The organism is Cupriavidus sp. IDO (assembly GCF_000812465.1).
Classification (GTDB): domain Bacteria; phylum Pseudomonadota; class Gammaproteobacteria; order Burkholderiales; family Burkholderiaceae; genus Cupriavidus.
Map to the genome: position 1 here is coordinate 16,829 of NZ_JWMA01000042.1, position 18,035 is coordinate 34,863.

Sequence of the window (18,035 nt, forward strand, 5' to 3'; positions counted from 1 at the left end):
AAAAGTTGACGCCGGTCGTACAAAAGCGTTTCGGACCGATGCCGGATTGCTGCGTTCCGGTCAGCCGCCGCGCTGGAGCAGCCAGTCGCAATAGCGCGATACACCTTCTTCCACGGTCAGGAACGGCGCGGTGTAGCCGGCGCTGCGCAGCCGCGACACGTCCGACTGCGTAAAGCACTGGTACTTGCCGCGCAACGCGTCCGGAAACTTGACGTACTCGACCAGACCTTCCTGCACCAGCTCGTCCAGCGTCAGCGCCGGCTTGCCTTCCGCAGCACGCAGCGAGTTGACTACGGTAACGGCGATATCGTTGAAGGGCTGGGCGCGGCCGGTGCCAAGGTTGAAGATGCCGGATTTTTCCGGATGGTCAAGGAAGTGGAGATTGACCTTGACGACGTCTTCCACCGAGACGAAGTCGCGGCTCTGCATGCCGGGGCCGTAGCCACCGTACTCGCCGAACAGCTTGACCGTGCCGTCAGTGCGGAACTGGTTGAAGTTGTGGAAAGCGACCGATGCCATGCGGCCCTTGTGCGTCTCGCGCGGCCCATACACGTTGAAGTAGCGGAAGCCCACGATCTGCGACAGTGCCGACGGCAGGCGGCGACGGACGATCTGGTCGAACAGGAACTTGGAGTAGCCGTAGACATTGAGCGGCCGCTCGCACTCGCGGTCTTCCCGGAAGATCTGCGAGGCGCCGTACGTTGCCGCCGACGACGCGTACAGGAACTGCGTACCCTGCTCCAGGCAGCTTTCCATCAACGATAGCGTGTAGCGGTAGTTGTTCTCCATCATGTACCGGCCATCGGTTTCCATGGTGTCGGAGCACGCGCCTTCGTGGAACACCGCCCGGACCTTGCCGAAGTCCCCGCGCGCAAAGCGCGCGAGGAAATCCTGCTTGTCGAGGTAGTCGGAGATCTCGCAATCGACCAGGTTGTGGAACTTGTCGGCGCGGGTCAGGTTGTCGACGGCAACGACATTGTTCTCGCCGCGCGCGTTCAGCCCTTTGACGAGGTTGCTGCCGATAAAGCCGGCGGCGCCGGTGACGATGATGGTCATGGTCGGATCTATCAGGATTGCGCCGCGCTTCAGGCCGCGGCGCCAAACAATTCGGAATAGGAGACGACGGCGGTGCCAAGCTTGCCCACCACGATGCCGCCTGCGCGATTGGCGTGCTGGACCGCTTCCTTGAGCGGCACGCCGGCCCCGATCATGGTCGCGAGCGTGGCGATCACGGTATCGCCGGCCCCCGATACATCATAGACTTCGCGGGCCTGGGCCGACACGTGCAGCACTTCGGCCTCGGTGTAGAGCGTCATGCCCTCCTCGGAGCGCGTCAGCAGCAGCGCTTCGAGCTGGAGGTCGCGGCGCAGGTTCTGCGCGCGGATGGTCAGGTCCGCCTCGGTCTTCCACGCACCCACCACCGCTCGCATTTCAGCACGGTTGGGCGTGATCAGCGTGGCACCGCGATAGCGCGAATAGTCGTCCCCCTTGGGATCAATCAGCACCTTGCGGCCGGCCACGCGGCCGGCGTCGATCATGCGCGCCACATGGGTCAGACCGCCCTTGCCGTAGTCGGACAACACCAGCACCTGGTAGTCGTTGACCAGCGCCTGGAAGCGGTCCTGTACCGAAGCCAGCACCTCGTGCGTCGGCGCGCTCTCGAAATCGACACGTAGCAGTTGCTGCTGATGCGCGACCACGCGCAGCTTGATGGTGGTATTGACGCTCTGGTCGCGATGCAGGTATGGCTGCACATGGCTCTCGCCCAGCAAGGCTTCGAGCGTGCGCCCCGGCTCGTCGTCGCCGACCACCCCCAGCATGCCGACGCGCGCACCCAGCGCCGCCGCATTCCGGGCGACGTTGGCCGCGCCGCCCAGGCGCTCGTCGCTGCGCTTGATCTGGACTACCGGCACCGGAGCCTCGGGCGAAATGCGCTCGACATCGCCGAACCAGTAGCGGTCCAGCATCATGTCGCCCACCACCAGTACGTGGGACTGCTGAATCTGTTCCTGCGGAATTTGGTTCTTGCTCATGGACATCCTTGGCAACATGTGCCGGCCCGAAAGCCGGCACGTTGGCTGCTTACCCGTTGATGGCTTGCTGGCGCGTCAAGGTCGGACGCCCGATCGCATGATATTCAATGCCGGCCTCCACCATCGCATCGGGCTCGTACAGGTTGCGGCCATCAAAGACCACCGGCGCCTTGAGCCGCCGCTTGATCTGCCCGAAGTCCGGGCTGCGGAATACCTTCCATTCCGTCACGATGACCAGCGCGTCGGCGCCATCCAGCGTTTCCATCTGTCCTTCGTGAAAGCTGACCCGGTCGATGGCACCCGGAATATCGGCGAGATCCGCCTCCAGCACGCGCCGGGCTTCTTCCATCGATACGGGGTCGTGCATGCGCAACGCTGCGCCGCGCGATACCAGCTCGCGAGCTAGCACGCGTGACGGCGCTTCGCGCATGTCGTCAGTGTTCGGCTTGAACGCCAGGCCCCAGACCGCGAAGGTGCGCCCGCTCAGGTCGTCGCCGAAGCGTCGCACCACCTTGTCGCCCAGCACGCGCTTTTGCGCACCATTGACGGCCTCGACCGCCTCGAGCACCCGCATCGGCTTGCCGTGATCCTCGGCAGTGCGCATCAGTGCCTGCACGTCCTTCGGGAAGCACGAGCCGCCGTAGCCTGCGCCGGCATACAGGAAGCTGTAGCCGATGCGGGGATCGGAACCGATCCCCATGCGCACCAGCTCGATATCCGCGCCGACTTCATCGGCCAGGTTGGCCAGTTCGTTCATGAAGGAGATGCGCGTCGCCAGCATGGAGTTGGCTGCGTACTTGGTGAACTCGGCCGAACGCACATCCATGTAGAAGGTGCGCTCATGGTGGCGATTGAACGGCGCATACAGCTGCTTCATGGTCGCCTGCGCGTGACGGCCGGCGGGGTCGGCGTTGCAGCCGAGCACGATACGGTCCGGGCGCATGAAGTCCTCGACCGCCGCGCCTTCCTTCAGGAATTCGGGATTCGAAACCACCGAGAACTGCAGGTCTTCCAGGCTGCGCGCGGCCAGTTCGTCACGGATCGCGGCGGTGACGCGGTCGCCCGTGCCGACCGGCACCGTGGACTTGTCCACCACCACCTTGAAGCCGGTCATGTAGCGGCCGATGTTGCGAGCAGCGGCCAGCACGTACTTCAGGTCGGCCGAGCCGTCCTCGTCAGGAGGCGTACCGACGGCGATGAACTGCACATCGGCGTGCTCGACGCTCGCTGCCACATCGGTCGAGAACGTCAGGCGGCCGGCTGCGCGGTTACGCTGGATCAGCTCCTGCAGGCCGGGTTCATAGATCGGCACGCCCCCTGCGTTGAGCATCGCGATCTTCTTTTCGTCCAGATCCAGGCAAAACACATCGTTGCCAAGTTCCGCGAGGCAGGCGCCGGTAACCAGGCCGACGTAGCCGCTGCCGATAATGGTGACTTTCATAGCATGTACCTTGAATAGGGATCGTATTGCCGCGCCGCAGCTCAGCCAAGTGATTCAGAACGACGGGGCGCGTAAGTTTCCCAGCGGTTACAGCCAGGGCATTGCCAGTAGAACAGGCGGGCACGGAAGCCGCATTCCCGGCACGTATAGCGGGCCAGGTTGCGCGTGCGGAGTTGCAGCAGGTCACGGATGGCCGTGACTTCCTGCGCCTGGGTGTCTGTGGCTTGCGCCGGAGGCTGGGTAGCGGCCTCGGTGTTCTCTGATGCAATGGTCGCGGCTTGCGCTGCGGTATGCGTGGTCGAAGCAGCCTGTGCCTCGAAGTACTTCGTCAGGGCCAGCAAAGTCGGCTGGCGGCGCAGCTGGTCGCGCATGAGCCGGGCGGCGGCTTCCGGACCGTTGACGTCCAGTTCGGTCTTGTAGGCGGCATCCAGCACTTCGGGCGCGAGATTGCCCTTGAGCAGGCCTCGCAGCCATTCCAGCGCCTTGCCTTCCTCGTCCAGGCTGGCGTAGGCCTGGACCACGCGGTCGGCAACCAGCGGCAGATAGGACGCATCCTGGCGCTCGATGCCCAGCCAGTGGCCGAGCGCGGCTCGCGCATCGCCGGCAGCGGCGGCTACGTCGCCCAGCAGGATCGGCGCACGCACATTGGCCGGGTTCTCTTCGGTCGCCTGCCGCAGCCATTTCACCGCGTCTTCCGGGCGCTTGCGCTGCAGTGCGTCCTGCGCCAGCTCGCAGCAGAACTGCGCGATCTGCAGGCTGTAGCTTTTCTGCTCCAGCGCCTGCAATTCACGTGCGGCCTCGATGGCCTTCTGCCACTCCTTTTCCACTTCATACAGTTCGAGCAGAACGCGCTTGGCCGAGGCGGCATAAGGGCCGGACATCAATCGGCGCAGCGACTCTTCCGCACGGTCGAGCAGGCCAGCGCGCAGGAAATCCTGCCCCAGCTCGTACAGGGCATGCTCACGCTCCGGCTCAGGCAGGTCCGGCCGCGTGGCCAGGTTCTGGTGCACCCGGATGGCGCGCTCGGTCTCGCCGCGGCGGCGGAACAGCGCGCCCAGGGCGAAGTGGAGTTCAGTGGTTTCGGGGTCGAGCCGTGCGACTTCGATAAACGCGTCGATCGCCTGGTCAGGCTGCTCGTTGAGCAGGAAATTGAGCCCCTTGAAATAGGAGCGGGGCAGCGCGCCCTGCTCGCTGATGAGCTGGCGCACGTCAAAGCGTGCCGCCATCCAGCCAAGGCCAAAGACAAGTGGCAGCGCGAGCAGCCACCAGGTTTCAAACATCATGGATCAGACTTTCGGGCCGACTACGTTATAAGGGACGCCTTTGCTGCCATCGCGATCGGCAGCCGCCGCGGCAAGCGGCTTTTGCGCCTCGCCAAGGGCGCGCCGCAGCCTGGCCACCTCCATGCGCTGACGCATGAGCCCCGGGGCAATGGAAGCCAGCGCCGCAACAGCGCCCAGCCCGAAAGCGACGAACAGGATCAGGATCAGTGGCGCGCGCCAGACGGCATTGAAGAAGAGCTGCAGGGAAGCATCGGCGGTATTGCGCAGCGCCAGCACGAACAGCAGCGCGAACAGGACGATGCGGATGATCCAGGCGACAAGTTTCATGCGGGTAATGGCAAGCGTGGCGTTGCGGAAGCGCACATGCGTCCCGGCTGGGTCCGGCCAGGACCGGCGGCAGACCCCGGCATTGTAACGGAATCACTTCCCGCTAACGGTAACGCGCAAGTAACGCACGCGGCTCCCGGCAATAAAAAAAGCGCCTCGAATGAGACGCTTTCCTACAGACAACATCAGCTTCTGCGTGAAGCCCGGGCGATCACGGGCGGGCCAGGTTCAGCCCGCCACCCTCATGCATCACCGCCGAACCGGCCGGTGCCGCACCCTGGCCAGCCTTGCCAGGCCCGGCATTTGCCGGACCGGCAGCGTGGCCATTGCCGTTGCCGCCCGAAGGCGGCGACGGGCTGCGATCCACCCGTTCGCGCAACTCCTTGCCCGCCTTGAAGTGCGGCACCCGCTTCTCGGGCACCAGCACTCGTTCACCGGACTTGGGATTGCGCCCAACGCGCGGCGGACGCCGGTTCAGACCAAAACTGCCGAATCCGCGGATCTCGATGCGGTGGCCATCGGCCAGCGCATCGGACATCGCGTCGAGTATCGTTTTCACCGAGATGTCCGCATCCCGCAGCAGCAGCTGGGGGAAACGAGCAGCCAGCTTTTCGACGAGCTCCGACTTGGTCATGGGCATTCGCGCGGGCGCCGGGGCCTGCGATTACTGGTTGTCCTGGCCGAGCTTGGCCTTCAGCAGTGCGCCGAGGTTGGTCGTGCCAGCCGTGCCGGTATCAGCCTGGAACTTCTGCATCGCTTCTTGCTGCTCTGCGCTGTCCTTGGCCTTGATCGACAGGTTGATGTTGCGCGACTTGCGGTCGACGTTCACCACCAGGGCGGTGATCTGCTCGCCTTCCTTCAGCACGTTGCGGGCGTCTTCCACGCGGTCAGCGGAGATTTCCGATGCACGCAGGTAGCCTTCCACATCGTCAGCCAGCTGAACCACAGCGCCCTTGGCGTCGACAGCCTTGATGGTGCCGTTCACCAGCGAGCCCTTGTCGTTGGCCGAGATGAAGTTGTTGAACGGATCGCCCGACAGTTGCTTGATGCCCAGCGAGATGCGTTCCTTGTCGACGTCGATGCCCAGAACCACGGCTTCGACTTCGTCGCCCTTCTTGTACTTGCGAACGGCTTCTTCGCCGGTTTCCTGCCACGACAGGTCGGACAGGTGCACTAGGCCGTCGATGCCGCCAGGCAGGCCGATGAACACGCCGAAGTCGGTGATCGACTTGATCTGGCCGCTCAGCTTGTCGCCCTTCTTGTGGTTACGGCTGAAATCGTCCCACGGATTGGCCTTGCATTGCTTCATGCCCAGGCTGATACGACGCTTGTCTTCGTCGATATCCAGAACCATGACTTCGACTTCGTCGCCCAGCTGGACAACCTTCGACGGCGCAACGTTCTTGTTGGTCCAGTCCATTTCCGACACGTGGACCAGGCCTTCGATGCCGGCTTCGATCTCGACGAACGCGCCGTAGTCGGTCAGGTTGGTCACCTTGCCGAACAGGCGGGTGCCTTGCGGGTAGCGGCGCGAGATGCCGACCCACGGATCTTCGCCCAGTTGCTTCACGCCCAGCGAGACGCGGTTCTTTTCCTGGTCGAACTTGAGGATCTTGGCGGTGATTTCCTGGCCAACCGACAGCACTTCGCTCGGGTGACGCACACGACGCCATGCGAGGTCGGTGATGTGCAGCAGGCCGTCAATGCCACCCAGGTCCACGAACGCGCCGTAGTCGGTGATGTTCTTGACGATACCGTTGACGATGGCGCCTTCCTTCAGCGTTTCCATCAGCTTCTGACGCTCTTCGCCCAGGGTCGCTTCGACCACGGCGCGGCGCGACAGCACAACGTTGTTGCGCTTGCGGTCGAGCTTGATGACCTTGAATTCCAGGGTCTTGCCTTCGTACGGCGTGGTGTCCTTGATCGGACGCACGTCAACCAGCGAGCCCGGCAGGAACGCGCGGATGCCGTTGACCATCACGGTCAGGCCGCCCTTGACCTTGCCGGTCACGGTACCCGAGATGATTTCGCCGTCTTCCAGCGCCTTCTCGAGGTTGAGCCACGACGCCAGGCGCTTGGCCTTGTCGCGGGAGAGGATGGTGTCGCCATAGCCGTTCTCGAGCGCATCAATGGCCACGGAGACATAGTCGCCGGCCTGCACTTCGAGTTCGCCCTGGTCGTTCAGGAACTCCTCCACCGGCACAAATGCTTCGGACTTGAGGCCGGCATTGACGACCACGAAGTTGTGGTCGATGCGCACGACTTCAGCGGAGATCACTTCGCCAGCCTTCATATTGGAGCGGGCGACGGATTCCTCGAACAGTGCGGCAAAGGATTCGTTAGTTTGCAGGTCGGACATAAACGTAAGTTAGCAATCCGCAGTACGCTGGCCGGCGCGACTATCGCGCTCAGTCTGCCAATGCAGCGGGGTCAGGTTTGACAATGCCCGCACCGGATGCCCGGTGGCAGGCGCCAAATGGCACGGAAGGAATCCGGCCGCTTCATCTACGCGTGAACGGAGTCACTTGTTGCGCACAGCGGCGAACCATTCCAGTACCTGCGCCACTGCCTGATCCACCGTCATGTCGGAGGTATCGAGCAGGTGCGCATCCTCTGCGGGGCGCAGCGGCGCGGCGACTCGGGTGCGATCCCGTGCATCGCGCGTCTCAAGGTCACGCAAAAGGTCTTCGATATTAGCAGAAATTCCCTTATCAATCAATTGTTTATAGCGCCTGCGAGCGCGGGCTTCAACACTTGCCGTCAGGAATACCTTGAGCTGGGCGTCATGGAAGATCACGGTGCCCATGTCGCGGCCGTCGGCCACCAGGCCGGGCAGCTTGCGAAAGTCGCGCTGGAGCTTGGTCAGCGCGTCGCGCACCGGTTGGTGCACGGCAATGGCGGAGGCGCGGTTGCCAATGGCTTCGGCGCGAATCGCCAGACTGACCTCTTCGCCCGCCAGCCACACCCGGTCGGGGCCGAACTTCACATCGAGGCGGGACGCGATCTTTGCCAGGCCATCCACGTCCTGCAGATCAACGTCTGCACGGTCGCTGGCCAATGCCACCAACCGGTACAGCGCGCCGCTGTCCAGCAGGTGGAAGCCGACCGCATCGGCAACCTTGTGCGCCACAGTGCCCTTGCCTGAGGCGGTCGGGCCGTCAATGGTAATGACGTTGATGATAGTCATTTTCGATGATACTGAGAGAAACAATTGAATATTAATTCAATTGAGAATTATTATCATTTGATCCATGGCGCTGCGCTGCGAAGATTCCAAGCCGGCGCAAACCTTCAGTATTCGTCGCGAGGCAATCTACCATGGCAAAGACCCTGACGTTTGGCATCATGCACCTTGGCATCGCATTCAGCGTGACCTATGCGCTGACCGGCAGCCTGGCCATCAGCGGGGCGATCACTTTCATCGAGCCCGCCGTCAATACCATGGCGCACTACTTCTTCGACCGTTACTGGGAGAAGCGGGAGCGCCGGCACGCAGACAACGCCGCGGCAGCGGCCTCGTCCGGCGAGACCGCCCTGGTCAGCGCGTAACGCCGCCGAACACCGCGAAATAGTCCGGGAACGTCTTTGCCACGCAGCCCGGATCGTTGATACGGACCGGCAGCGGCCCGAAGGCCGCCAGCGAGAAACACATCGCCATGCGATGGTCATCATAGGTCCCGATCCCCCCCTCGGGCGTCTGCCATTGTTCCGGCGGGGTCACCCGCAGGTAGTCGGGGCCCTCTTCCACCATCGCGCCCAGCTTGCGCAATTCGGTCGCCATCGCAGCAATGCGGTCGGTTTCCTTGACCCGCCAGCTGGCAATATTGGTCAGCGTCGTGGTGCCCTCCGCAAACAGCGCGGCCACGGCCAATGTCATCGCGGCATCGGGGATGTGGTTGCAGTCCAGCTCAATACCAGTCAGCCGGCCGTGGTCGTTTCCGGTGCCCCGCACCTCGATCCAGTTGTCGCCTGCCATCACATTGGCGCCCATCTGGTTGAGCGCCTCGGCGAATTTCACGTCGCCCTGGATGCTTGACATGCCCACGCCCTCGACCCGTACGGGGCCGCCGCCAATCGCGCCGGCCGCCAGGAAGTACGAAGCGGACGAGGCATCGCCTTCGACGAAAATCTCGCCCGGGGACTGATAGCTCGCGCCCGCCGGGACGATGAAGCGCTCCCAGCCCTGCCGCTCCACAACGATACCGAAGCGCGCCAGCAGGTTCAGCGTGATCTCGATATAGGGCTTGGAAATCAGTTCACCGATGACTTCGATCTCGATGCGGCCGCCGGCAGCTTGCGCCATCGGCAACGTCATCAGCAATGCCGTCAGGAACTGGCTCGACACATCGCCACGCACGCGGATCGGCGCGTCGATACAAATCTGCGCCGGCTGGATATGCAGCGGCGGAAAGCCTTCGTTGCCCAGGTAGTCGATCACTGCGCCAACCTGACGCAGGCCGTCGACCAGGTCACCGATCGGCCGTTCATGCATGCGCGGCACGCCAGACAGCTTGTAGCTGCCGCCTTGCAGGGCGAGCGCGGCCGTCAGCGGACGGATCGCGGTGCCGGCATTGCCCATGAACAGATCCGCAGACTTGTTCGGGAAATCGCCACCGGCGCCGGTCACGATGTAGTCCGCGCCTTCCTGCCGCCACGCCACGCCGAGCGTCTTCAGCGCCTGCAGCATGACGCGGGTGTCGTCGGAATCGAGCAGGTCGCGCACGCGCGTCTCGCCCCCGGCCAGCGCCGCGAGCAGCAGCACTCGGTTGGAAATGCTCTTCGAACCCGGCAGCCGGACGGTGCCGGAAGCGCGGGTGAGGGGGCCAAGCGTCAGGTGTTCCATGATGTTCAGGCGGCTAAGGCAGATAAGGCAATGACGGCGCCGCGCCGAAGGCGGCACCTGACGGCAATGACGACCGTCTCAAGGTTCGATGTTGGCGCCGGCCGCTCGGTCGGCGCCCCACTTCTGGCGAGTCTTGCTGGCGCGCATAAAGATCCGCTCCAGGGCGTCGCCGTCGCCCTTCTCGATCTGGGTCTTCAGGTGCGTGAGCACCGACTGGTAAGTATTCAGTTCACGCAGCAGTGCCTCGCGGTTGGCGACGCAGATATCGCGCCACATCTCTGGCGAAGAGGCAGCAATCCGCGTGAAATCGCGGAAACCGCCGCCGGCGAAATCGAGCTTGAGCTCGGCGTCCTCGGCATTGCCAACTTGCGCGACCAGCGCATAAGAGAGCACGTGCGGCAGATGGCTGACGGCGGCAAATATGGCATCGTGCTGCACTGCCGACATCACATGGCAATGCGCGCCGGCGCTTTCCCACATCGCCTTCACGGCAGCCACATCGGCGCGCGAGTTCTCCTGCAGCGGGCACAGGACGGTCTTCTTGCCGACGTAAAGGTCTGGCAGCGCTGCCTCCACGCCATTGAGCTCACGCCCTGCGATGGGATGTGCCGGCACGAACTGAGCCGCCTTGTCACCCAGCGCTGTCTTGGCCGCCATGATGACGTCCGACTTGGTGCTGCCCGCATCGGTGACGATGGTCCCCGGCTGCAGATGCGGCTCCAGCGCGTGCAGCAGCGCAAAGTTCTGCGCGACCGGTGCGCACAGCACGATCACGCTGGCGCCGCGGGCTGCATCCTCCAGCGAGGCAGCCTCGTCGATCACACCCAGGTCCAGCGCCCTCTGCAGAGACGCAGCGGAACGCCCCACCCCGACCACCGTGCCCACGACGCCGGCACGCTTGAGCGCCAGCGCCAGCGAGCCGCCAATCAGGCCGACACCGACAATCACAACACGGGAAAAATGCAGAGCGCTCACAATCTCAAGCCGCGGGGGCGGATCATTCAATGATTTCAGGGTGAATCGGAAAACACCGGAAAAGCCGGCATTGTAGCGGTGCCGGTGGCGCTCACCTGAGCGCCTGCTCCAGCGCCACAATAAACGCCGCGTTCTCTTCCGGCAGGCCGATGGTCACGCGCAGCCAGCGCGGCAGGTTGTAATTGCCAACCGGCCGCACGATGACACCTTGCTTCAGCAGCGCGAGGTTGACGCGCGCGCCGGCGCCGTCATCGTCACCGACACGCACCAGCACGAAGTTGCCGGACGACGGCACAAATTCCAGGCCGAGCCGTTCGAAGGCCCCGACCAGCTGCGCCTTGCCCGCGCGGTTCAGCTCCGCGCTCTTGCGCAGGAATTCCGTATCGCCCAGCGCGGCGACAGCAGCGGCCTGCGCGACGCTATTGACGTTGAACGGCTGGCGGACCCGGTTCAGCAGGTCGGTCAGTTCTGGCTGGGCGACTGCATAGCCGATACGCAGGCCGGCGAGTCCATACGCCTTGGAGAACGTCCGCGAAACCATCAGGTTGGGATACTTGCGCACCCACGCCACCGAGTCGTACTGCTGGCCGGCGTCGAGGTACTCGTTGTAGGCCTCGTCCAGCACGACCACCACGTGCGACGGCACCTTGCCCAGGAAGGCTTCGATGGCTGCCGCCGACAGGAACGTGCCGGTCGGATTATTCGGATTGGCGATAAACACCAGGCGGGTGTCCGGCGCGATCGCGGCGGCCATGGCATCGAGGTCGTGCCCGTAGTCGCGCGCCTTCACCTCGATGGCGCGCGCGCCCAGCTCCTGCGTGGCCAGCGCGTAGACCGCGAACGCATATTCCGCATAGACGATCGACTGGCCCGGCGTAACCAGCGCATGTGCGGCCAGTTCGAGGATATCGTTGCTGCCGTTGCCAAGCGTGAGCCAGTCCGCAGGGACGCCATACCTTGCGGAAAGCGCGGCCTTCAGCTCGAAGCCATTTGAGTCGGGGTAGCGCCCGAGATCGGCGATGGCAGCCGCAACGGCCTGCTTTGCCGAGTCAGGCATGCCAAGGGGATTCTCGTTCGACGCCAGCTTGACGATCGTGGCTTCGTCCAGGCCAAACTCGCGCGCCACTTCGGAAATCGGCTTGCCAGCCACGTAGGGCGAGATCGCCCGCACATAGTCGGGGCCAAAGTGCGTGCCGCCGGTTTGCATGTTCTGTTCTGCCATCTTGTCTCCTCGCTGGCGCCGCGATTGTCGCCTTCTGTCTTACTTGCTCGACGGATACGAGCCCAGCACCTTCAGGTACGCGGCGTTCCGGCGCAGCTCATTGATTGCCCGCTCGACCGCCGGCTCGTGCTGGTGTCCTTCCACATCCACATAAAAGTAGTATTCCCACGCGCCGCTGCGCGCCGGCCGCGATTCGAAGCGGCACATCGACACGCCGTTCTCTGCCAGCGGCGCCAGCAGCTGGTAGACCGCACCGGCCTTGTTCGGCACCGACAGGATCATCGAGGTCTGGTCGCTGCCTGAAGGCTCGGTCTCATAACGCCCGATCACAGCAAAACGCGTGCGATTGTGAGGATCGTCCTGGATATGGGTACGCACCATATGCAAGTGATAGCGATTGGCCGCCGACTCACCGGCGATCGCCGCGACGGTCGGGTCCTCGCTGGCCATGCGCGCGGCCTCGGCGTTGCTCGACACGGCCTGCCGCTCCAGATGCGGGTAGTTCGCCGTCAGCCAGTGCTGGCACTGCGCCAGCGCCTGCGCATGTGCGCGAACCACCTTGACGCCTTTCATGTCGGGCGTTGAGGCCATCAGGTTGTGATGCACCTTCAGCGCAATCTCGCCACTGATCTTGAGCGAAGTCTGCAGGAACAGGTCGAGCGTACGGGACACTGCGCCCTCAGTCGAATTCTCGACCGGCACGACACCGTACTCGACCGTCCCCGCTTCCACCGCGCGGAACACCTCGTCGATGCTCGGGCAGGGGACGCCGGTCACCTCATGACCGAAATGGGCATACAGGGCCTGCTCGGAAAACGTTCCGGCCGGACCGAGGAAGGCAATCTCCAGCGGCTTTTCGAGTCCGCGGCAGGCAGACATGACTTCGCGCCAGATCGACGCCACGCTTTCGCCGAGCAGAGGGCCGGGATTGGCAGCCTGCACCTTGCGGATCACCTGCAGCTCGCGCTCGGGGCGGAACACCGGCGCGCCGTATTTCTTCTTGACCTCGCCAACGTCCAGCGCGAGTTGGGCGCGCCGGTTGAGCATGGCCAGCAGCTCGCGGTCCACGGTATCGATCTGGTCGCGCAGGGGAGCCAGCTCGGCGGACAAGGCTCGCTCTGCTTCACTCGGCTGGGCGCCGTTCGCCTGCGTCTCCTCGGGCGCGTTCTTGCTGTCTTCGCTTGTCATTTTGATGAAACCCGGTTGGCCACCCGTGGCGGGCGACCTGAAAAATTCGGTCCCGCGCACGAGGGTGCGCGGTGCGCGTGCGGCACGCCGTCAGCCGGCGGTGCGTTCGAATTCGCGCATGAAGTCGATCAGCGCCGAGACGCCGTCCATCGACATGGCGTTGTAGATGCTGGCACGCATGCCGCCGACGGCCTTGTGGCCCTTCAGCTGGATCAGCCCGTTGGCACGCGCCTGGGTCAGGAATGCCTCATTACGCGATTCGTCGGCCAGGAAGAACGGCACGTTCATGCGCGAACGGCAGCTCGGATCGATCTCGTTGCGATAGAAAGCGCTCTGATCCAGGAAATCGTACAGCGCCGAGGCCTTGGCGATATTGCGCTGCTCGATCGCAGCCACGCCGCCCTGCCGCTTCAGCCACTTGAACACCAGTCCGGCGATATAGATGGCGTAGGTCGGCGGCGTGTTGTACATCGAATCGTGCTCGGCCACCAGGCGCCAGTTGAAGGCGGAGGGGCACAGCGGATGCGCGTGGCCGATCAGGTCTTCGCGCACAATCACGATCGTCACGCCGGCGGGGCCAATATTCTTCTGTGCGCCGCCATATACGACCTGCACGCGCGACCAGTCGATCGGGCGGGACAGGATGTGGCTGGATGCGTCAGCCACGACAACACGTCCCTGGCCCTGGCCGATGTCCGGGATGTCCTGGAACTCGACGCCGACGATCGTCTCGTTGGTGCACAGATGTACGTAGGCAGCGTCGTCCGACAGCTTCCAGCCGGCCACATCCGGGATGCGGACGAACTTCTCGTCGGCACTCGAAGCAGCAATATTGACCGTGCCGTAGCGGCGCGCTTCCTGCTCGGTCTTCACCGACCAGGTGCCCGTCACGACGAAATCCGCTTTCGGATTCTCGGCCCCACGCAGCCGCATCAGGTTCAGCGGAACGATGCCGTTCTCGCCGATGGCACCGCCCTGCAGGAGCAGGATGCGGAAATTCTTCGGAATGTGCAGCAACTCGCGCAGATCGGCCAGTGCTTCGGCCTGAATGCCTTCGAACTCCCGGCTACGGTGGCTCATCTCCATCACCGATACACCGGTCCCTCGCCACGACAACATCTCTTCTGCCGCCTGTTGCAGCACTTCGGTCGGCAACGCTGCCGGACCCGGGGAGAAGTTATAGACACGCTCGGCCAATGCGCGGTGCATCATGCCGGCAAGGGCGGGATTCTGGGGATCGTTCATGAACTGGAAAGGAAAAATGGCTGCCGGTGTTACCCAAGCAGCCATTATCCCTCAAACCCGCGTCCCGTTGGGCGCTGCGGGCCTTTGCCCGCCGCAGCCCGGCCTCCGGCCGAGCCGCCTGGTCAATTACTTCGATGCAGCGGCGATTTCCTTCTCGGCGGCATCGCGCATCGACTTGCCGACCTGCGGGCCGTACTTCTGCATCATCGAACCCCAGATCTCCTGGGTCGCCTTGCCCTGGTTGGCCATGAACTTCTGGCCGGTCGGCGACTTCAGGAACGTGGTCAGGTCCTTGATTTCCTGCGTGCTGTAGTACTTGCCGAAGGCGTCGTAGTGCGCCTGCAGGGCGTCCTTCTTGAAGCCGTCGGTCGTGAACGCCGTGCCGGCGCCATCCACCATGCGCTGAACGGCACCGTTCTTCTTCAGCTTGTCGACAGCGGCCTGCTTCTGCTTGTCATTCAGCGTCTTGTTCTCAACCAGCACCTGCTCCAGCACCAGCGGCGCTTCCTGCTTGGCGCCGGCCTGCCAATTGTCAGCCTGGCCCTTCACGGCCTGGTCGGCCTGCATGACGGAAAGCAGTTCCTTGATGGCCGCGGTCTTCTCGGCATCCTGGGCGTACGCATGTTGCGCCACCATGAACGTCGGAACGAAAGCAGCCAGAACAGCGATACGTCGATAGGTTTTGAGCATTGTGACTCCCTGGTAAATACGTCCGTTTTAGTCCGACGGGCCAAGTGGCGAGTTCCGGCCCTCGTCCTATTGTTGCAACAACTTACGAATTGGCGTCGGCGTCTGCAGCACCGTCGGCCTCTTCAGCCTCTTCCGAGCCGGAGCCATTGTCTGCATCACTTTCCACGATGCGCTGCAGGCCCGACAGCTTGGTGCCTTCGTCGACGTTGATCAGCGTCACGCCCTGCGTGGCCCGTCCCATTTCGCGGATTTCCGCCACACGGGTACGGATCAGCACGCCACCGGTAGTGATCAGCATGATTTCGTCATCCGGCGCGACAAGTGCAGCCGCCACCACACGACCATTGCGCTCGCTCGTCTGGATCGCAATCATGCCCTTGGTGCCACGGCCGTGTCGAGTGTACTCGGCGATTGGGGTACGCTTGCCGTAGCCGTTCTCGGTGGCCGTCAGCACGCTGCCAACCGGCGCGGCGGCATCGGCGTCGGCCTGCTCAGCATTCTCCGCGGGGGCAACCAGCATGGCGATCACGGTCTGGCTATCTTCCAGATTCATACCACGTACGCCGCGGGCCTGGCGGCCCATCGGGCGCACGTCATTCTCGTCGAAGCGCACCGCCTTGCCTGCGTCGGAGAACAGCATCACATCATGCTGGCCGTCGGTCACGGCGGCGCCGATCAGGTAGTCGCCTTCATCGAGGTCAACCGCAATGATGCCGGCCTTGCGCGGGTTGGAAAACTCGGTCAGCGCCGTCTTCTTCACGGTTCCGCGTGCAGTCGCCATGAAAATGAAGTGTTCCGCGTCGAACTGCCGCACCGGCAGGATGACGTTGATCTTCTCGCCCTCGGACAGCGGGAACATGTTCACGATCGGCCGGCCGCGCGAATTCCGCGAGCCCTGCGGCACTTCATACACCTTCAGCCAGTACAGCCGGCCGCGGTTGGAGAAGCACAGGATGTAGTCGTGCGTATTGGCAACGAACAGTGTATCGATCCAGTCGTCTTCCTTGGTCGCAGCGGCCTGCTTGCCGCGTCCGCCCCGCTTCTGCGCGCGGTACTCGGAAATCGGCTGGCTCTTCATATAGCCGCTGTGCGACAGGGTGACCACCATGTCCTGCGGCGTGATCAGGTCTTCGGTATCGAGCTCGGTCGCGTTCAGCTCGATCTGCGAGCGACGCTCATCACCGAATTCGGCGCGGATCGCCGTCAATTCCTCGGAGATGATGGTAGTAATGCGTTCCGGGCGCGCCAGGATATCGAGAAGATCGGCGATGACAGCCATGACTTCGCGATATTCCTGGACGATCTTGTCCTGCTCAAGGCCAGTGAGGCGCTGGAGGCGCATCTGCAGGATTTCCTGCGCTTGCGAATCCGAAAGCCGGTACAGGCCGTCAGCCTGCATGCCGAAAATCGCTGGCAAACCGTCCGGACGATAGGAAGCGCGGCCCCCCGGCGTCTCGCCTTCGGCACGCGACAGCATTTCGCGCACCAGGCTCGAATCCCAGGACTTCGACATCAGTTCCTGCTTCGCGATCGGCGGCGTCGGCGCCGCCTTGATGATGGCGATGAACTCGTCAATATTGGCCAGCGCAACCGCCAGGCCTTCCAGCACGTGCCCACGCTCGCGCGCCTTGCGCAGCTCGAACACCGTCCGGCGCGTCACAACCTCCCGGCGGTGCGCCAGGAAGTACTCGAGCATCTGGCGCAGGTTCAGCAGGCGCGGCTGGCGGTCGACCAGCGCCACCATGTTCATGCCGAAGGTGTCCTGCAGCTGGGTGTTCTTATATAGGTTGTTGAGAACGACCTCGGGAACTTCGTTGCGCTTGAGCTCGATCACCACGCGCATGCCGGACTTGTCCGATTCGTCGCGGATGTCGGAAATGCCCTCGATCTTCTTCTCGGTCACCAGCTCGGCGATCCGTTCGAGCAGCGTCCGCTTGTTGACCTGGTACGGCAGCTCGTCGACGATGATCGCCTGGCGCTGGCCGCGATCGATGTCCTCGAAGTGCGTCTTGGCGCGCATCACGATGCGGCCACGTCCGGTGCGGTAGCCCTCGCGCACGCCCTGGATGCCGTAGATAATCCCGGCGGTCGGGAAATCCGGCGCCGGAATCAATTCGATCAGCTCGTCCACCGTCGCTTGCGGATTGCGCAGCAGGTGCAGACAGCCGTCGACGATTTCATTCAGGTTATGCGGCGGGATATTCGTCGCCATGCCGACGGCAATACCCGACGAGCCATTGATTAGCAGATTCGGAATACGGGCCGGGAGAATAGTCGGCTCTTTTTCGGAGCCATCATAGTTGCCGTCGAAATCGACAGTTTCCTTGTCGATGTCATGCAGCATCTCGTGGGCGATTTTCGACAGGCGGATTTCGGTATAACGCATTGCCGCCGCGTTATCACCGTCGACCGAACCGAAATTGCCCTGCCCGTCGACCAGCATGTAACGCAGGGAAAAATTCTGCGCCATCCGGACGATGGTGTCGTATACAGCCGTATCGCCGTGCGGGTGATACTTACCAATCACATCCCCGACAATACGTGCCGATTTCTTGTACGCCCGGTTCCAGTCGTTGTTGAGCTCATGCATCGCATAGAGCACGCGCCGGTGTACCGGTTTCAGGCCATCCCGCACATCTGGAAGCGCCCGCCCCACGATCACGCTCATTGCGTAATCCAGATAGGAGCGGCGCATTTCCTCTTCTAGGGAGACCGGAAGGGTTTCTTTGGCGAATTGATCCATTGCGGCGTGGTTTATGCGGCGGGTTTAAGCGAAAGAGGCCCCGAT

The 18,035-nt window shown here is 63.3% G+C and carries 16 protein-coding genes; 1 reads left to right on the forward strand and 15 read right to left on the reverse strand.

The window, feature by feature from the left end:
- Positions 1–60 precede the first annotated feature (60 nt).
- The 8 genes from rfaD to cmk form a co-directional block, all read right to left on the reverse strand.
- Positions 61–1,056 (reverse strand): ADP-glyceromanno-heptose 6-epimerase, encoded by a 996-nt coding sequence (rfaD, locus tag RM96_RS13920; RefSeq protein ID WP_039011431.1) that lies wholly within the window; start codon positions 1,054–1,056, stop codon positions 61–63.
- 29 nt (positions 1,057–1,085) lie between these two features.
- The gene (rfaE1, locus tag RM96_RS13925; protein WP_052279504.1) at positions 1,086–2,033 is read right to left on the reverse strand and encodes a D-glycero-beta-D-manno-heptose-7-phosphate kinase; all 948 of its coding nucleotides are present in this window, start codon (positions 2,031–2,033) and stop codon (positions 1,086–1,088) included.
- A gap of 49 nt (positions 2,034–2,082) precedes the next feature.
- Positions 2,083–3,474 (reverse strand): UDP-glucose dehydrogenase family protein, encoded by a 1,392-nt coding sequence (locus RM96_RS13930; protein WP_039011293.1) that lies wholly within the window; start codon positions 3,472–3,474, stop codon positions 2,083–2,085.
- Positions 3,475–3,515: 41 nt separating this feature from the next.
- Positions 3,516–4,757, reverse strand: a complete 1,242-nt coding sequence (gene lapB / locus RM96_RS13935; protein ID WP_039011296.1) for a lipopolysaccharide assembly protein LapB — start codon at positions 4,755–4,757, stop codon at positions 3,516–3,518.
- Between the two features lie 3 nt (positions 4,758–4,760).
- The gene (locus tag RM96_RS13940; RefSeq protein ID WP_039011433.1) at positions 4,761–5,084 is read right to left on the reverse strand and encodes a LapA family protein; all 324 of its coding nucleotides are present in this window, start codon (positions 5,082–5,084) and stop codon (positions 4,761–4,763) included.
- Positions 5,085–5,295: 211 nt separating this feature from the next.
- The gene (locus RM96_RS13945; RefSeq protein ID WP_039011435.1) at positions 5,296–5,718 is read right to left on the reverse strand and encodes an integration host factor subunit beta; all 423 of its coding nucleotides are present in this window, start codon (positions 5,716–5,718) and stop codon (positions 5,296–5,298) included.
- Positions 5,719–5,748: 30 nt separating this feature from the next.
- Positions 5,749–7,443, reverse strand: a complete 1,695-nt coding sequence (gene rpsA / locus RM96_RS13950) for a 30S ribosomal protein S1 (RefSeq protein ID WP_039011297.1) — start codon at positions 7,441–7,443, stop codon at positions 5,749–5,751.
- A gap of 162 nt (positions 7,444–7,605) precedes the next feature.
- The gene (gene cmk, locus RM96_RS13955) at positions 7,606–8,271 is read right to left on the reverse strand and encodes a (d)CMP kinase (protein WP_039011299.1); all 666 of its coding nucleotides are present in this window, start codon (positions 8,269–8,271) and stop codon (positions 7,606–7,608) included.
- A 131-nt stretch (positions 8,272–8,402) separates the two neighbouring features.
- On the opposite strand from cmk, the gene RM96_RS13960 reads away from it, so the two are divergent.
- Positions 8,403–8,633 carry a DUF2061 domain-containing protein gene (locus RM96_RS13960; protein ID WP_039011301.1) on the forward strand — a complete coding sequence of 77 codons (231 nt, stop codon included), beginning with the start codon at positions 8,403–8,405 and terminating at the stop codon, positions 8,631–8,633.
- On the opposite strand, the gene aroA is transcribed toward RM96_RS13960, so the two are convergent.
- The 7 genes from aroA to gyrA all read right to left on the reverse strand — a co-directional run bounded on the left by aroA (position 8,623) and on the right by gyrA (position 17,990).
- Positions 8,623–9,927: a 3-phosphoshikimate 1-carboxyvinyltransferase gene (aroA, locus tag RM96_RS13965; RefSeq protein WP_039011303.1), complete on the reverse strand. Its 1,305-nt coding sequence runs from the start codon at positions 9,925–9,927 to the stop codon at positions 8,623–8,625. The genes RM96_RS13960 and aroA overlap by 11 nt on opposite strands.
- A 78-nt stretch (positions 9,928–10,005) precedes the next feature.
- A complete protein-coding gene (locus tag RM96_RS13970) occupies positions 10,006–10,902 on the reverse strand; it encodes a prephenate dehydrogenase (protein ID WP_152624107.1) in 897 nt (298 codons plus the stop codon).
- Positions 10,903–10,993: 91 nt separating this feature from the next.
- The gene (gene hisC / locus RM96_RS13975; RefSeq protein ID WP_052279505.1) at positions 10,994–12,124 is read right to left on the reverse strand and encodes a histidinol-phosphate transaminase; all 1,131 of its coding nucleotides are present in this window, start codon (positions 12,122–12,124) and stop codon (positions 10,994–10,996) included.
- Positions 12,125–12,163: 39 nt separating this feature from the next.
- Positions 12,164–13,312, reverse strand: a complete 1,149-nt coding sequence (gene pheA / locus RM96_RS13980; RefSeq protein ID WP_039011305.1) for a prephenate dehydratase — start codon at positions 13,310–13,312, stop codon at positions 12,164–12,166.
- A 90-nt stretch (positions 13,313–13,402) separates the two neighbouring features.
- Complete coding sequence (gene serC, locus RM96_RS13985; RefSeq protein ID WP_039011440.1) at positions 13,403–14,557, reverse strand: 3-phosphoserine/phosphohydroxythreonine transaminase; 1,155 nt, start codon at positions 14,555–14,557, stop codon at positions 13,403–13,405.
- A 126-nt stretch (positions 14,558–14,683) separates the two neighbouring features.
- Entirely contained in the window at positions 14,684–15,247 is a 564-nt protein-coding gene (locus tag RM96_RS13990; RefSeq protein WP_039011307.1) for a DUF2059 domain-containing protein, read from the reverse strand.
- 82 nt (positions 15,248–15,329) lie between these two features.
- Positions 15,330–17,990 carry a DNA gyrase subunit A gene (gyrA, locus tag RM96_RS13995; protein WP_039011310.1) on the reverse strand — a complete coding sequence of 887 codons (2,661 nt, stop codon included), beginning with the start codon at positions 17,988–17,990 and terminating at the stop codon, positions 15,330–15,332.
- Positions 17,991–18,035: the final 45 nt, after the last annotated feature.

Excerpts from the sequence above, each read along its gene's own strand:
- rfaD (WP_039011431.1), bottom strand. The coding sequence starts at position 1,056 with ATGACCATCATCGTCACCGGCGCCGCCGGCTTTATCGGCAGCAACCTC.
- rfaE1 (WP_052279504.1), bottom strand. The coding sequence starts at position 2,033 with ATGAGCAAGAACCAAATTCCGCAGGAACAGATTCAGCAGTCCCACGTA.
- RM96_RS13930 (WP_039011293.1), bottom strand. The coding sequence starts at position 3,474 with ATGAAAGTCACCATTATCGGCAGCGGCTACGTCGGCCTGGTTACCGGC.
- lapB (WP_039011296.1), bottom strand. The coding sequence starts at position 4,757 with ATGATGTTTGAAACCTGGTGGCTGCTCGCGCTGCCACTTGTCTTTGGC.
- RM96_RS13940 (WP_039011433.1), bottom strand. The coding sequence starts at position 5,084 with ATGAAACTTGTCGCCTGGATCATCCGCATCGTCCTGTTCGCGCTGCTG.
- RM96_RS13945 (WP_039011435.1), bottom strand. The coding sequence starts at position 5,718 with ATGACCAAGTCGGAGCTCGTCGAAAAGCTGGCTGCTCGTTTCCCCCAG.
- rpsA (WP_039011297.1), bottom strand. The coding sequence starts at position 7,443 with ATGTCCGACCTGCAAACTAACGAATCCTTTGCCGCACTGTTCGAGGAA.
- cmk (WP_039011299.1), bottom strand. The coding sequence starts at position 8,271 with ATGACTATCATCAACGTCATTACCATTGACGGCCCGACCGCCTCAGGC.
- RM96_RS13960 (WP_039011301.1), top strand. The coding sequence starts at position 8,403 with ATGGCAAAGACCCTGACGTTTGGCATCATGCACCTTGGCATCGCATTC.
- aroA (WP_039011303.1), bottom strand. The coding sequence starts at position 9,927 with ATGGAACACCTGACGCTTGGCCCCCTCACCCGCGCTTCCGGCACCGTC.
- hisC (WP_052279505.1), bottom strand. The coding sequence starts at position 12,124 with ATGGCAGAACAGAACATGCAAACCGGCGGCACGCACTTTGGCCCCGAC.
- pheA (WP_039011305.1), bottom strand. The coding sequence starts at position 13,312 with ATGACAAGCGAAGACAGCAAGAACGCGCCCGAGGAGACGCAGGCGAAC.
- serC (WP_039011440.1), bottom strand. The coding sequence starts at position 14,557 with ATGAACGATCCCCAGAATCCCGCCCTTGCCGGCATGATGCACCGCGCA.
- RM96_RS13990 (WP_039011307.1), bottom strand. The coding sequence starts at position 15,247 with ATGCTCAAAACCTATCGACGTATCGCTGTTCTGGCTGCTTTCGTTCCG.
- gyrA (WP_039011310.1), bottom strand. The coding sequence starts at position 17,990 with ATGGATCAATTCGCCAAAGAAACCCTTCCGGTCTCCCTAGAAGAGGAA.